Source organism: Niabella terrae (assembly GCF_054783135.1).
Genome location: NZ_BAAGRD010000036.1, coordinates 13,797 through 30,031, shown reverse-complemented (window position 1 = coordinate 30,031; position 16,235 = coordinate 13,797). Strand labels below are relative to the sequence as shown.

9 protein-coding genes are annotated in these 16,235 nt (G+C 47.1%); all 9 read right to left on the bottom strand.

The genetic code is table 11. The features are described 5' to 3' along the window. Positions 1–14: 14 nt before the first annotated feature. Entirely contained in the window at positions 15–2,828 is a 2,814-nt protein-coding gene (locus tag ACYVI9_RS15890) for a SusC/RagA family TonB-linked outer membrane protein (RefSeq protein ID WP_460766409.1), read from the bottom strand. A 15-nt stretch (positions 2,829–2,843) separates the two neighbouring features. Continuing rightward, complete coding sequence (locus ACYVI9_RS15885) at positions 2,844–4,280, bottom strand: fasciclin domain-containing protein (protein ID WP_460766406.1); 1,437 nt, start codon at positions 4,278–4,280, stop codon at positions 2,844–2,846. A gap of 23 nt (positions 4,281–4,303) precedes the next feature. Further along, complete coding sequence (locus ACYVI9_RS15880) at positions 4,304–5,854, bottom strand: RagB/SusD family nutrient uptake outer membrane protein (RefSeq protein WP_460766403.1); 1,551 nt, start codon at positions 5,852–5,854, stop codon at positions 4,304–4,306. Positions 5,855–5,876: 22 nt separating this feature from the next. Continuing rightward, positions 5,877–9,113 (bottom strand): SusC/RagA family TonB-linked outer membrane protein, encoded by a 3,237-nt coding sequence (locus ACYVI9_RS15875; RefSeq protein ID WP_460766400.1) that lies wholly within the window; start codon positions 9,111–9,113, stop codon positions 5,877–5,879. A gap of 6 nt (positions 9,114–9,119) precedes the next feature. Further along, positions 9,120–11,072 carry a fasciclin domain-containing protein gene (locus tag ACYVI9_RS15870; protein ID WP_460766398.1) on the bottom strand — a complete coding sequence of 651 codons (1,953 nt, stop codon included), beginning with the start codon at positions 11,070–11,072 and terminating at the stop codon, positions 9,120–9,122. A gap of 347 nt (positions 11,073–11,419) precedes the next feature. After that, positions 11,420–12,664: an MFS transporter gene (locus ACYVI9_RS15865; protein ID WP_460766395.1), complete on the bottom strand. Its 1,245-nt coding sequence runs from the start codon at positions 12,662–12,664 to the stop codon at positions 11,420–11,422. A 66-nt stretch (positions 12,665–12,730) separates the two neighbouring features. Further along, the gene (locus ACYVI9_RS15860) at positions 12,731–14,131 is read right to left on the bottom strand and encodes a sialate O-acetylesterase (RefSeq protein ID WP_460766392.1); all 1,401 of its coding nucleotides are present in this window, start codon (positions 14,129–14,131) and stop codon (positions 12,731–12,733) included. Positions 14,132–14,195: 64 nt separating this feature from the next. Continuing rightward, on the bottom strand, positions 14,196–15,239 hold the full coding sequence (locus ACYVI9_RS15855) for a hypothetical protein (RefSeq protein WP_460766389.1): 1,044 nt from the start codon (positions 15,237–15,239) through the stop codon (positions 14,196–14,198). Between the two features lie 54 nt (positions 15,240–15,293). Continuing rightward, positions 15,294–16,235, bottom strand: a complete 942-nt coding sequence (locus ACYVI9_RS15850; RefSeq protein ID WP_460766386.1) for a dihydrodipicolinate synthase family protein — start codon at positions 16,233–16,235, stop codon at positions 15,294–15,296.

Genomic DNA, 16,235 nt, shown 5'->3' with positions numbered 1-16,235 from the left:
ATTCTATTTTATACTTAAAGCGATAATTTAAGACCAATGATAACCGACCGGGGCAAGGGCGAAGCTCCAAAATCAATACCCCGCAGCAGTACATCGTTCAGTGTCACTACCTCCGGATCCAAACCGCTGTAATGGGTCAGGGTAAACAGATTTTCGCCGGTAATATGGATCTGCAAACCTTTAATAAAAGTTATTGATTTGCCAAACGGCAGATCGTATCCCAGAGACAAGGATTTTAACCGGGTATAACTGCCATCTTCCACCCACAGATCAGAAGCCACGCCGTTAAAAGACGGATCGCCAAATGCCGCCCGGCTAAATTGCCCGTTACCGGGCGCAGCCGGTGACCGCCAGCGATTACCAACTGCTGCTGACTGGTTGGAATAATCCGCCATCAAATGCATTTGCTGGTTAAAACTGTTATAAATATCCTGTCCGTAGGAAAAGCTGAAGCGGGCTTCCAGACTCAGACGTTTATAGGTCCAGGCCGTTCCAAAGCCGCCAAATATTTTGGGCAGCGGACTGCCTATAATTTGTTGGTCGCTGGTATTTATCTTACCATCTCCATTAATGTCTTCGATGATATAATCGCCTTGTTTATAATCTGTGCCGTCTGATTTCTTTAAATTTACTTCTGCCGCTGTTTTGAAGACTCCCTGAATTCTGTACCCGTAAAATGATCCGAGCGGACTCGATTGGCGGGCAATACCGCTGATATTCGAAATGCTGCGAATGATATCTCCGTTATTCAGCTGTTCCACGCTATTGTCCAGAGTGGAAAGGTTACCGAACAATTCCCATCTGAATGATTTGCGATTCAATACCCGGGCTTGAATACCGAGTTCCCAGCCACTGGATTTGAGCTTGCCCCCATTTTCAAATTGGGGATCCAGCCCCAGTTCCACGGGATAATTACGGTAGGTGATCAGGTTACTGGTTTGCCGCTGGTAATAGCTGGCTTCAATTACCAGTCTTTGGTTCAGCAGACTGAATCGAATTCCGGCATCATAGGCATCAGTAATTTCAGGTCGAATGGCCTCGTTGGCCACATTGCCCAGGTACACGCCGCCATACCCAAAATAACTTATCGTGTAATACAGGTTGTTCTGATAATACCCCCGCACGTCATTGTTACCCGTTCTGCCATAGCTGGCTTGCAGGGCGACGCCATAAGACTGGTCCCGTGGTAATAGATCCAGAGCCAATTTGGCACCGCCATATAGTCCCCAGCGACCTTTGGGTCCGAAATTAGACGAGCCTTCCACCGCCAGATTGGCCCAGAGATTTAAACGGTTCCAGAAATCTATTTGGCCACTAGCATAAAAACGGCTGAGATTGGAACGAAATCTGTTATTAGAAGCGCTATCTACGGTTCCCTGTTTCAAGGTCTCATAATCATCGGTACCCGCATTGACTTTTCGGCCATAAATTGATTTGTCCTCAAATGTCTCTATCCATGCGCCCCATTCGGTATGGTATCGCAATTGACTGCCCCAGGCACCGGAATGCTTCATGTAGCTGTTCCAGATCAGCGAAAATTCGCTGGATCCCCTATTGGCATTCTGACGGATTCTATACTTATCGGCAACGATTCCCAGCGCAGGGCGGTATTGACTCTCTTTCATATTATAGTATCCTATAGCCAGTGAAGAATATAGGGCCCAGTCTTCCCTGATCCGCCATTTGGCCGCAATCATGCCGTCTACCCTGTTTTCTTCATTTCTATTTTTCATGTTGTTGACCAGGGCCCAGGGATTGCTTTTGCCCAGCAGGTCTATGTCGGCCAGGAGATTGGTTGGTTGCTGGTCATTATTGTAAGCCATTTTACCGAAAAAAGGTGCTTTCGAAGCAGCGGTAAATAAGGGATGTATGCCCCAATCATATCCTTGCTCCAGATACCTTGAGCCTGTATTTGAATAACTCAGATTATTACGGATTTCGAATCGTTTGGAAAGATGATAATCCAGGTTGAATCTCATGGTCGTCCGGTTATATTTAGATCCCTGCAGGGTTTCCTGGGTCCCGGTGTGGCCCACGCTAAACATGTAATTGGCGTCGGCGGATCCTCCTTTTAGTTTAACATGGTAATCATTATAGCGGGCTGGTCGGTCGATCATACCGATCCAGTCAGTTTGTTGATTGTAAGCAGGGTTGCTGGAATGCAACAGGGGATTGTTATTCAGTTCCGATTCCGTGGCGCCATTTTCCGCCAGGTACTGGCCCAGATAATTCCGGAATCCGGAAGCGTCCATATGGTTGATATTATATTTGGCCCGCATAAAACCGGTATTGGCCGTAACATCAATTTTTGTACCGCCGAATTCCCCACGCTCGGTTTCCAGATAAATGGCACCATTGGCGCCCCTGCCCCCCAATGCGGCCAGATCGGCCGCCTCACGGATGACGATGGTCTTATCGATGTCGTTTAAATTCAGATAACCAAATCGGGTAGGTTCATAGGTGGAGAGAAAAGAAGGCAGGTCTCTTGCATACCTCACCGGCATGCCATCTACATAGATTTGTGGCGACGCGTTTAAGTTAATGGTTTGTAAACCCCGTATCATAAGCTGGGGCGCCGCTGCGATGGTACCTGTTTCAGTCACATGAATACCCGGTGTACCGGTTAGCAGTGAAGCGAAGGAAACCGCATCCGATTGTACCGGTACTGAAGTGATCGGCAGTGAATCGCTAATCCCCAGTTTATCCAGGCCACGCCAATCTGAACTGTCCCTGCCTGACTGCTGTCCTGTGGCCTTATAACTACCGGCTAGAAGCAGAACCAGGCCCGCCCATTTGAAAAGCTTCTTGTTATTCACAATTAATTTCATGAGTGCTGTTTAATATCATTTTATCGGAATCAGTTCAACCATATCACAGAGTAAATCGCAACAATAGGACGGGTTGGAATTGGAGCCATACCCCGCGAATGCAAAGTAGAGTTTCACATCTGACAGATCGCCTACGTTGATCTCCCCGCAATTATTATAGGACAGATAATTCCATTCTTCAAAGGGTCCATCTGCCTTGGCCATATTGACCAATTCCTGAACCACTTCATTGTTGTAAATGACAATATATTTTCCGCGGGTTCCACCACCCCGATGTAACATTCGTATCTGATATTTTCCTGCAGGTACATCCGGAATTGTCATATAGAAATAATCACCAATCTGCGTTGCATTGAAAGCAACAATCTTTTTCTCCTTGTGCTGGTGATAGCTTTGGGTGCCTGTATTGAGTGTGATGGTTGCCGGTGCCACCGTAAAAATGTTCTGTTCCCCATAAGGGCTTCCGGGAGGGTAAAGATTGAATCTGATGGTGGCGGGTACGGCATCCACGATCTCCAGCAAGGTGTCCAGCGTGTGAAAGATGCCGTTGCTGCATACCTGGTCGATTCCCAGGGTGGCGCTTTGGCTGAATGGATACACTTCATTGATATAGTACCGGCCAAAGTCATCGACATTGAAACTCAAAGTCTGACTTTTAAGCAGGGGATAAAAGCGCTTACCGGCCATGAGATTCAGAAAATAACCGGAATCGGGTACGATATGATATTGAACCCATGCTTCTAAATCGGGAAGGTCTGCTTTGGAGAATCCGGCGGTCTCCAGGACCTGATCGGACTCAACAAACAAGGTGACCAGGCTGTCCTTAAGATAATGACTGTACCCGGTCTCATCAAAGATGTCTAACATTACCTTATATCTGCCGCTCTGTGTAAGGGTTTCGTATACATTCTCAAATGGCGGCTTCAGCACCTGGTCCAGGATATTAATATATCCATTGGTAAGTTCAATATTACTTTCGGTAATGGTTGCACTGTTATTGAGTTTTATCGCATTGTACGAAGCACTGATATCGGCGATCAGGTATTTATTCTCATAAACGGTAGCCGCCGGCAAGGGGCCGAATTCAAATTCGTTTACATTTATTTTTTCATCCATCAAATGGTATTGAAAATAGCTCAGCCAGAACTCCGGGTCCTTGTCGCGTACGGATTGCACCTGGGGGCCTTCTGCACTGAGGCTTTTGAAAAGGGCTTCAAAAGCCGGATTTGTCGGAGCAAACAAGGTATAGGAACCTGCAGTTTTTAACAGATTGCGTTGGCCGACGTAATCAATCAGATCGCGAAAAATTGACAGGTCCTCCCTTTTGTCGATATAATCCATCATCTGGATTTCATCATCGGACTCATATCGGGCGCCGGAAAGTTCTCTTTGACAGGAATAAGATCCGGACAAACAAAGAATGAAACTGAATAAAATAAAAATCCTGTACATATTCCTGATTTTTAATTTTAATATTATCTGTTTTTGTAAAAGTCTTTTTGGACCAGGGCAGCATTGTTTTCCAGTTCCGTTTTATTATATGGCAGGAACCAGCTTTCGGGATCCAGCAACCTGGCCCTGATCACCTGATAGGAATAATTCATCGGATTATTGGTGGCTGACTTGGTGAGCAACACTTCCGACAGGCCGGCTCGTCTGGCGATCCTGACGGCGGCAAACCATTCTTTACCTTCAAAGCCCAGTTCTGCTTCTCTTTCCATCAATAGCCGGGAAAAGAACTCCGCCCCTTCTCCGGATTCGCCGGTCGACAACAGGGGAATATTACAATGTGCCCGGATCATGTTGATCATGTCCTCCGCCTCCGGATACCGGTTCAGCATGGCATAAGCCTCGGCTTTCATCAGCAGGATTTCCCTGTACCGATACAGGATATAGTTCACCAACCTGCGATCGTTGGCAGGTCGATAGGATGGTTGATAAGGTTCCTGCCCCAGAAATTTATAAACTTCCCACCCGGAACCAAAACTTCCCGAAACGCTGCTGTTGCGGTAGGCTGCATAGTTTTTATACCGGATGGTATCGGAGCTGGTATATTCCGGCAATGCTGTGGGGTAAAGTATTTCCTCACTGGCCAGTTGCACATTCAGCGGATTGGCCATAAACCGGGTTCCATTGGAAGAACGCCCCGAATAATAGGCGAACCAGCCGTAGAGTGGAGAAGAGGGTCCGGTGGGCTTGTATTGGAGCTCAAAAATGCTTTCCGGACTATTGCCCGGATTAAAAATACTGTACCAGTCAAACGGACCAACCAGCTGTGAAGCATACTGCGCGTCCAGGGGGGCGCAGAGCTCCAGCACTTCCTGGTACTCATTTTTCCAGAGCTTTACATCTGCCCATAATGCCCGGACTGCATTTTTGGTAACCCTACCGTACTTTTCGTCTGCGTTCTCGAAAGTTTCGGCGCATTGCTTCAGTGCCAGGTCCAGGTCCGCCTCGATGAATTCCAGGAGCGCAGATTCATCCACGGCGGCTGTATTGATGAGTTGGTTGTCCGATTCATAAGGCTCGGTAATTAATGGCGCTTCCTTAAATGCCCGTACCAGATAGAAATAATTCAGGGCGCGCAGTGCATGGGCTTCACCCAGCATCCGCTGTAGTTCTGATTCGTCAAATGTCGGATCCTTTTCCAGTGCCAAGGGCGCATTTTTTATAAAAGCATTGATCCAGCCAATTGATTTATAAACGGAGGACCAGGAAAGCAGCGCGTTCTCCGGATAAATATCCTGCGACAGGAATTGGCGGTCGGAGCTCGTAAATGCATCTCCTGTTCCCGGTTTATAAAGACCGGAACGGATATCGCCCCAGGCATGAAAACTTGCAATATTACTCTGAATGGAAGTGTACAATCCCATCAATGAGGCATACACCTGATCCCGGTTGTTCCAGAATTCATCATAGACCAGATTGTCCGGCTGGTCTACTTCCAGAATTTTATTGCAGGAGCATAATACCGCTGAAAATAGCAACAGCCATCCTATCTTTCTTTGTATAATTTTTATTGTCATGACCAGCTGATCTTTAAAATTTTTAGAATGATAAGTTTAAACCCAGGGTAAACTGTCTGGCGGGCGCCGTCGAGCTGTTATCGATACCGAACAAAGCCACACTACCTGTAATGGGTACTTCCGGATCCAGTCCTTTATAATGCGTCCAGGTATATAAATTATAGGCTGTGATGAAAAATCCCAGTTGCTGAATACCAATACCCAGGCGACCTACAAAATCCTTTCCGGCATTATAAGTCAGGGATACAGTTTTTAATCTCAGATAAGATCCATTTTCCACCCATCGGCTGGAAGCGGCACTGTTATGGCCATTATCGGGCTGTGCCCTGGGAATTTCGGTGATATCTCCCTGTCGCCGCCAGCGATCCATGATGGAGCGGGATTGGTTATGCGAATAAAGCATTCGTTCCATGGACAATCTTGTCGCATTGATGATATCATTGCCGGTCTGATATTGGAGGTTTAGTGTAAAAATCCAGTTTTTAAAATTGAAGGTATTGTTCCAGCCGCCAAAAAACATGGGGTTGGCATTCCCGATTTGTACTTTATCCAGCTCATTGATGACCCCATCCCCGTTGATATCGTCATAAATCATATCGCCCCCCTTCAACTGCCGGCCGGTCACTGATCCGTAGCGCATATACTTCGGCGTAATACCGTCTGCTTCATAGATAATATTGCCCTGATCATCCCTTAAAACGGCGTCCTCATCCCGGGAATAGACCCCCAGGGCCCGGTAACCGTAAAAGGCGCCTATGACATCATTTTCCTGGAGTTTTGAGGTGAAGCCCCACTGACTGACACTAAATGCATTTTCATCAAACATCGCAGGCAGGCTGAGTAACTTATTTTTATTGAGGGCTATATTGAAAAAAGATTTCCAGCGGATCCGGTTATCACCACCTTTAAGGATGATGCCGGTTATACCCAGTTCCCATCCGGAATTTCTGACCGTGCCGAAGTTGATGTATTCCGCACTATAGCCCAGGGTGGAAGACAGTCGTTCCTGAAGTAAAAGGTTATTGGTAGTGCGGGAATAAAAATCCAGCTGGCCGCTAAAGCGGTCCCGGAATAATGACCAATCCAGGCCCAGGTTATATTCTGTGGTCCGCTCTTCCCGTATATTGTCACTGGCAAACTTGGAAGGATAGGTATAGGTCTGACCCAGATAGCCGGTACCCGTGCCATAAGCAATATCATACAGATTATCAATATTAGGGAGGTTTCCTGTGATACCATAGGCGAAGCGGGGCTTGATATAATTAATCCAGTCAGCGTCTTTGAGAAAAGACTCCCTGCCGATATCCCAGGCGGCACCCACCGCCGGAAAAATAGAATAGGGATTATCTGCGCCATATCTGGAATCTCCTTCTGATTTGCCGGTCACGGTCAGAAAATACCTGTCTTTAAATGCATAATGCCCCTGTATGAACATGCCGAGGTATTTACGGGTACTATAGGAGCCCGTGGCGTTGGAAATGATAGCTGCAGCATCCGCCGATTTTAATTCAGGGGATGCACCATTATAGTACTCCAGCTCAGTCGAGTTGTTTCGATCCAGGTTATAAGTGAGTACTCCGGTAAATGTAAGGCGGTGATCTTCCCTGCTGATGGCAGACCAGGTTAGCCGGTTATTATTATTAATCATCAACTCGTAGCCCTCGGTTTGCAGACCGGCATTGTACAAATTTTCATTAGGGATGGCATCTGTTGCGTAACCGGGCAGAAAATATTCATCCGCCGATTCCCGGAAATCTGCCGATACCTGTGACCTGAAATCCAGGTTCTTCAGGATTTTATAGTCAATTGATGTGGAGGCCATAAACCGGTTGGCCTTGGTATTATACGTAGAATAATCTATAATGGCCAGTGGATTATACCGAGAGTGGGAAGAGATGCCAATGGTGCGGTCTACAAAATAGTTGAGCCCGTTTTTGGAATAAATGGGGAAATAGGCAGGTGTTTGCCTGGCGAACAACATGGGATTGATCTCTGTAGCGCTCAGGGGATGGTTCTGCCCTCTTTTATCCGTAAAGGAATTGGTATAGTTTAAATCTGCCGTAACTTTTAAGCGGTCTGATACATTATAATTTAAGTTAAAACGGGTATTGAACCGGTCGTAGCCTGTCCCCTTGGTCGTGCCATACTGATTCGCATAACCCAGTCCCCAATAATAATTCAACCGGTCTCCACCCCCACTCAGTGCGGTGTTATATTGCTGGTAGAAGCCATTACGGGTGATGGCATCTACCCAATCGGTATTATTGTTAAAAATCCAGGCATCACTTCGGGTCAGATCTCCTCTTAATTCCGGTAAACTAGTTCCGTTATCTAGACCGCCCGTTGTTTTTTCCAGATAATAGATACGCTGTTCATCTCCTGTGAGCATAGGGATGGTGCGGGGCACCTGGGTGAGCGTATATTTGGTATTGAACTGAAATTTAGGTTTTCCTTTTTTCCCTCGCTTGGTCTGAATCACGATCACACCATTGGCGCCGCGGGAGCCATATAAGGCCGTTGCGGAAGCATCTTTCAGGATGTCGATTGACGCAATATCAGAAGGATCCAGATCGCCGATGGGACTGAAGCCAAAATCGGTGATACTGGCTACTTTATAATCATTGCCAATGATTTCGGCACCATCCACAATCCAAAGGGGGTCATTTATACCTGAAATAGATGAAATCCCCCTGATACGGATACTGGCAGCCGCACCCGGATCACCACTTGCCGATACCACCTGAATGCCCGGTGCCATACCCTGTAAGAGCTGGTCGACACTGGTTACCGGCATTTTCTCTGTATTGGTAAGGTCTACAGAAGCCACACTGCTGGACAGCTCGCGCCGGTCAATAGACAAAAAACCCAGATCTGCTTTCTTGCGGCCGGTAGCGACCACCTGTACCTCGTCCATTGTACCACTATCGGCTTGCAGAAATACTGTCAAGGAGGTTTTATCCAGCACATCGAAGGCTTGCAGATAATACCCCAAATTGGAAAATTCAATACGGGAAGCTTCGGGCAGTATCCGGATTTCAAAATATCCTGTGGTATCGGTCTTGGTTCCGCTCAGGGCCAGATTATTGGCATTGACCAACATGACAGATACTTCAAAAAGCGGTTTTCTTGTCTTTTGATCAAAAACCCGGCCTCTTACCGTGTCCGTTGATTGCCCCAGTACTAGGGTACTCAGGCAAGTAATCATAAGTAGTAGGGTCCCCTGTCTTAATAATTTAGCTGGCATATCTGTAGCAGTCATTAGATTTTAAAATATGCGGTCCATTTTATGAATGACACCGTTGTTGCCCTGAATATTTTCCGACACCGGTTCGATGGTTACGCCGTCTTTGTTAGTGACACTGAAGGTTTCCCAGGCACCGTTGATCAGAAGGTTTTCATTATTCTTATTGGCAATCGATCCATTAAACTCCCCATCCGTAAAAATGTAGCGATTGGGTATCACATAAGTTTGTACAAAGTTCCTGGCGGTTTCGGCACTCATGGCCCCCACGTCGATCCCTGCCTGGGTCAGGGCATTGTTGGTAGGCGCCAGCACCGTGTAACTGAAGAATCCGGTCAATTGCAGCTGGGTGGCAAATCCAGAACGATCCAATGCGGTAATAAATGACGACAAAGCGGGATCTTTTTTCATGACCTGATAGACGGTCAGGGTATCGCTCATTTTATCCATGGGCGTCAGGAAGCCATCCACCTGGTAAACCGCACCGTTGGCGCCTTCCCATTCCGGTTCCGTCGATATCAGTTTGACGGAATGTCCGGTATAATCATAGAATCTTCCTCCTTCAAAATAGATATATCCTGATCCGGCGGGATAAAATCTTTTTCTGAACCCCTGGTCTGTCCGTACATCGATATTGAATATACCGGCCCTGCACTGCTGCTTTTTATAATCCAGATCTGTTTCATTCAAATCCTCTGCCAGCGGGACCCCCCATATTTCATCGGATTGAACCAGCATGGTTTTCGGACTGTGTTGGTAATACAGCACGTCATAGAGACCTTCATTTACGCCGGCATGGGAAACCATCCAGTACCATTGACTGAATTTTCTGTATTTCAGGAGTATTCCGCCCATGACACTATGCATTTCAGGGGAAAGCAACAGCTGATTCACTTTATAGATGGTACTGTTGCTGGAGCGGATGGAACCGGTGATCAGTGATGGGATATCTGCAATCATGTGATTATAGCCCGCCAATGTTCTCCAATCCGGATCGAGTCTTTCCAGATCACTCTCGAACCAGATATTGTCGATAATGGTTGCCCGGATCAGGGAATACATCACCGGTTGCGGAACAGAATCGAGGGTATTGTAAATGGCCCCCATATAGGGTTTGAAATAGGCGCGGATGGCATCATTAGTAGGTACCAGTAAAGTAGTAATAACACTCTCGTCTGCAAGATTTCTGCCAAAGGAATAGGATTTATACAGTGTCGTATCGACCCAGCCAAACTCGTCCTTCTCCCCTAGTACATATTGTATATGTTTTTCGAGCCAGGAACTGAATATGCTGGTACTGGTATCTGCAGCCAGGGCTTCATCTGCTCTGGGCGTCAGTTTCAGGGGTGCCCCGAGAACATGAATAACGCCATTGCTGGCATCGATATCCGGTTCTGATATGATGACGCCTTCGGCCATAAAAGAAGCCTGTTCGGATCCGCCAGGGTAAAGGCCCAGATAATCTTCCAGTTGATTAGTGAAAAAAGATTTGGAAAACAACCGAATATGCTTCCCGGGTATTTTGCCTTCTGTTCTTGTAGTGAAATTTGTGGCTCTGGTTTTACCCAAGGCGGAACTGGCAGCGTCATAAATTCTATTGATATCGTATTCATAATACATGCCGTTTATGAAATGATAATTAATATAAGTCCGGAGTACCGATGCGGGTACTTCTTCTACAGAGCTGTAACCCATATCTGAAAAGTACCGGGCGACCTGCTCATCTACGGGCGCAAGGCAGGTGTAGATGGCAGCACTGCCAAGCGTTTTGCGCAATTGCAGTTTATCAATGATGCCAACAAATAAGCCAAATCGTCCATCTGCCTCCAGTACTTCTATAATATTCTTATCCAGGGAACTTTCCGGGTTGTAATACTGATTCAGCTCCTTGGTACAGGAAGCGAATGACAGGCAGCATAATATTGAAATCAATAAATAGTGATTCCGGATCAATCGCCGTTTCTTAAATATTTTCATATGCAAACATTTGCGTTTAGTTTTTGCTTACTTTTTTTCAACAGCTCCAAGCATGGCCGAACCCCGTTTTTAAATTCTAATGTTCTACATTTCAAACGCTCAGTTCGTGGGGTGTATTTACTTTTCTGTGCAAGCTGCAGTCGTCTTTTTAGCTACGCTGTCTTTTTAACTAGTGCTGATCCTTTGGCTTCCCCTGTTCGCGGAGATAAAAGCTCCGGGGCTTTGCTTTGCGTTTTCCACTCTATATGTAGAAATGTAGTACAAATATATTTTCCTTTATACATTTTACCAAATTTTCAATATTAATTTATTACAGAGGAATGAAATAATGATCCGGTATTAAATTATCATGAATTCATTTCCTGAACACGGGGTTTCAATAGCAGCAATTGCAGGATGACAACGAATAGCACCACGCCTGCCATTAATGCAAAGTCCCTGCCCAAATGACCCGCATCACTGGATTTGCCCAGAAAACTGGTGATGAACGCACCAAAAAATACACCTGTCATATTCATCAGACCATAACCCGTTGCCCGGTAGCGAGGCGGAACGAACTGACAGAGTATGGGCATGTTATTGGCATCAAAAAAACCGAATCCAATGCCGAAAAGTACGCCTGCCAGAATTAATGTAGTGGCGGTTGTTCCGTAACCCAGTAAGATGATGGCTGGAACAGTCATTAATACGCCGAGGGCGCTGGTATAGATTCTGGCACGGATATTCTTTTGGACCCAGCGATCGGAGATAATTCCTCCCAGAATGACGCCAACGAATGAGGCGACAGCAATGGTAATCGTAGCAATCGGGCCGGCTACTGCCATTTCTAAATCCAAACTTTCGGAGAAGAGTGTGGGCAGCCAGTTCTTGGTAGCCCAGCCTGGCAGACTGGGTATTGCAAAATAGAGAAGGATGACCCAGAAAGAAAGCTGTCCCAACAACCACCCTATTCCTTTGGTCATTTTCAATTTTCCTTCGTTATATACACCATCATTACCCGCCAGCGGTCTTTTCTCTTTCAGTAATATCGTCAGTACAATCGCATAGGCAATACCGATAATGCCAAATAGATGAAAGGTAAAATGCCAGGTGTAAGTAGCGGCTATGGTTGCCCCAAATCCGCCCAGTGCCTGTCCTGCATAAAGACCAGTCATATGGATGCCAATAGCCAGCGAACGGGTTTTGGAACTGTGATAATCTGCGATAAGCGCCAATGCGGCAGGAATATAAATGGCTTCACTAAGGCCCATGATGGCCCTCAGCCATTTTAATTGGTCGAAATTTTGTGCATAGCCCATTCCAAAAGTAACGGCCGACCATATAAAAAGACTGATTACGATCAGCCATTTGCGATTGATACGATCTGCGATCACGCCCGAAACCGGACTCATAAAACCATAAATCCATAAAAATACCGACATCAGGATACCAAAATTCTCGGCACTTTGCAAGGCAGGTATATCCAGTTCCATCGTAGGACGCATGGTCGCCAGCATTTGCCTGTCCAGGTAATTTAAAAGACCGACCCCCCATAACAGACCCACCACGATCCAGGGATAGCTATTGTATGTTTTTACGGCTGTCCGGTTCATTTTTTTTGTATCATTTTTTAAGTACGCATAATTATTTTACCCGTAGTGGTCGCCTCGTATTCATTGTTACCAGTTATCTGTCCGGAAAGGGGCCACCGGAATTCCGGCGCCACTATATAAATTCCCTGTTACCATATCAGTAAAGGCATAACGGACGGCGACTGGCTTTTTGACCTGTGCTGAAAGTACAATCACCGTACGTTTGAAGACCCTGGCCCGTGCGGGGTAGAACTTTTGATCTTCTCCGGCCATTTCAAATCCGGCAATCTGGTCACCGGTGGCGTAGAGCCCCTGAGGTGCTTCTCTGAAGTTCAGTATGACGGAATCCTTTCTGATTTCCATTTTTTCGTATTCCGGGCTCCTGTAGCTGATACCTTCCCTCCCGTAGGCATTGCCAAGTGCCCAGTATAACAACCGGTCGCTGATCGCTTTTTTATCCGGTGGATGTACTGTAGTGGCACTACCCTTGTCAATGCTGACGACCATACCGGTCTCGGGTACTTCACGGGCAACCATTGCCTGAGCCTCTCTGAGATAAGGTGTAGAATCCTTGCGTTTCCCATAATTCCAGGGCGCGATCTGGACAAAATAAAAAAACAGGTCATCGTTCTTCCATTGCTTCCGCCAGCCCTGAATCATCCCTTGCATCAATTCCCTGTATGCGGCAGGTCGGCCAACATTGGCTTCACCCTGATACCATAAGAACCCCTTGATACCATAGCCCCCGACCGGGTGAATCATCCCGTTGTACAAACAGGTAGGCTTCAGCCTGTCGGCCTTCTCCCCCGCTACCGGCACTGGAATCTCAGTTTGCTTAAACTGACGCAGGCTTTCCCCGTCCATCCAGGCCTCAATAGGGGTACCGCCCCAGGTAGCCTGGATCATACCGACCGGCACTTTCAATATTGCCTGTAACCGTTGCGCAAAACGAAAGCCCACAGCGCTAAAACCTGCAGCTGAGCCCGGACCGGCATGTGCCCAGCTCCCTTTCCCTTCGGTTTGAGGATCAACGGAAACGGCATGTGGTATGTGAAAGAGGCGCAGCTGGCTGTTACCTGCACCCGCGAGGTCATCATTCCCATTCCATACGGGTTGATTATGATATCCTGTCATCGGCATTTCCATATTGGATTGACCGGAACATAGCCAGACTTCACCGATCAGAACATCGGAGAGTTCCAAAATGTCTCCGTCTGATATGCGAAGAATGAATGGACCGCCGGCTTCAGGTGTTTTCAGCTCCAGCTTCCAGTTGCCCGTTTGATCAGCAGTCGTTTTATATACGATATTATCCCAAGACCCCTGAACCGTTATTTGTCGTTGGGCGGCTGATGTTCCCCAAACCGCCACCGAACTTTTTTGTTGCAATACCATTCCATTGGAGAAAACGGCAGGTAGCCGGACGGTTCCATAACATAAAATACTAAATGGGATCTGCAAAAATAATAAGGCAATAAAATGTTTCATTTCAGATATTTTTACTTTATACTATCAACACCGGAAATTCAGTGTTTCTCAATACCGGTTGTGCTTACTGGTGACGCACCGAAAAGACTCTTACATGCGGCGTTCTTGTCCCCGGCCGGACTTCTCCACCCGGCAATACCCACCAGTTATTCCAAACCGTTAGTGTCGTCGTAACAGGTGCCCAGCAACTTTCATTGGGCGCCTTTGCAGCATTCGCATGGATCGAAACGGGTATGGTTCCTGCGACCTCCCAGCGGTCTGTTTGGGTATTATAACCCAGGATTTCCGTAGAAAAGCCCGGATGGGCATCTCCCAGTTGCTTCCCGGCCAAAGAACCATCATCACCTCCGAAAATAAAAAATCGGGTTCCGAAACTATACGCCGGTCCGGCCGCAGCCACGGCTGACCGGGGCATATCGGACAGCCGGGTCCAGCCGGTAGCCTCGTTAAACGCGTAGGCGTCTTTTAAATACCGGCGTTCTCCTTCAACGAGCTGCGTACCACTGCACACATAAAAAGTCTGGTCTATTGCGGCGGCGACCGCCAGCATCCTGGAGGGACCAGGAAAAGCAGGCAGCGGGGTCCAACCCTTCTGCGGGTGTTGCAAATCCAGGCTGAATGCCAGTTTGGAGGTTTGCCTGTCGTCCGGATGCAGCAAACCACCCAGAACATATAGTTTATTTCCTACAACTGCGCCGCAGCTATTGGCCATCGTGACCGGTAAAGAAGGCCAGGAATCTATGCGCAGTTTGCCCTGGTCTATTTTTAAGGCATAGACATTACTAAAATGTCCGTTTTCATTACTGCCCCCGATAATCACCCAGTAATCATCTACGGTTAAGGACAGGCCATAGCCAAGCGGTCTCGGAAGTTTGCCCATCCGCTGCCAATGGCCTGAAGGTGACCGCAGCGCGTAAATATCATCATACCACTTTTTTTGTCCGCCATTCCAAGGCATGATATTATCCGGGAAATTAGCGCCACCGGCGACCAGCAGTACTCCCCCGGAAACGCCGGCAAATGATCCGGCAAAACCAACCGGGTCGGGAATAGGTGCCAGCTGTTTCCAGTTTACAAAATGCGTTTTCGATTGTGAAATGCCAATCATCGGGAATAATAGAATTATATATAGACAGATTTTAATCATTTTCCAGATAGGGAATTAACGGTCAGCAGGTGCCGAAGCACGCTGCTTTTCCAACTGATCAAAAAAGTCAATTTCCTGGAGATAGGCCTGCACCTGATCATATTCCCGGAGGTCAAGATCCGTCAGTGGCAGTCGACAACCGCCAAGATCCAGTCCCAGCATTTTCAGGATCGCTTTCTGGGTAGGAATCGGCGCAAAACGTCCAAGTACCTGAATCATCTGACAACAGGCGTACTGTGCTTCTTTGGCCTTTTCTAGTTCCTTTTGTCGAAAGAGTTCAATCACCTTATAATACATCGGTGCCGCGAAGCTGTAAGTGCTTCCGATGGCACCCGCTGCCCCCATGCTCAGGGCAGGTAACAATAGTTCATCATAGCCGAAAAGGATATCAAATTTGCCGTTATTAAATTTCAGGCATTGTTGGTACTCGTGTAAAGTATTGGCGGTGTATTTTACCCCCGCAAAATTCGGAATCTGTTGCTCCGCCAATTTCATAAAATCAACAACGCTTACGGAAACGCCGGTCGCCGCAGGCATATGGTAATAATAGAAGGGCGTCTCCGGTGCTGCGGAAGCGATGGCCGCCATACAATTCACCAGATTACTTACCGAACCAGGCTTAAAATAAAATGCCGCTACTGCAGAAATGGCATCAGCGCCTTCTTTCTGTGCCTGGGCGGCCAGCAACCGGGCCTCCTTTATCGAACTATGCCCCACATGTGCAAAAATCTTAAGGCGACCGGAGGCAGCTTTGATATAGGCGGATGTCACGGCCATCCTTTCCTCCCTTGTCATGTTTAATCCTTCACCATTGGTACCGCCTACAAATACGCCTTTCAAACCATCCTCCACCAAACGGTCAACGATGGCGGGCACCAAATCCAGACGCAACTCTTTATTTTCATCATAGGGACTGAAAGTCGCTGCCAGTAACCCTGTTGTTTTTTCTATATTCAT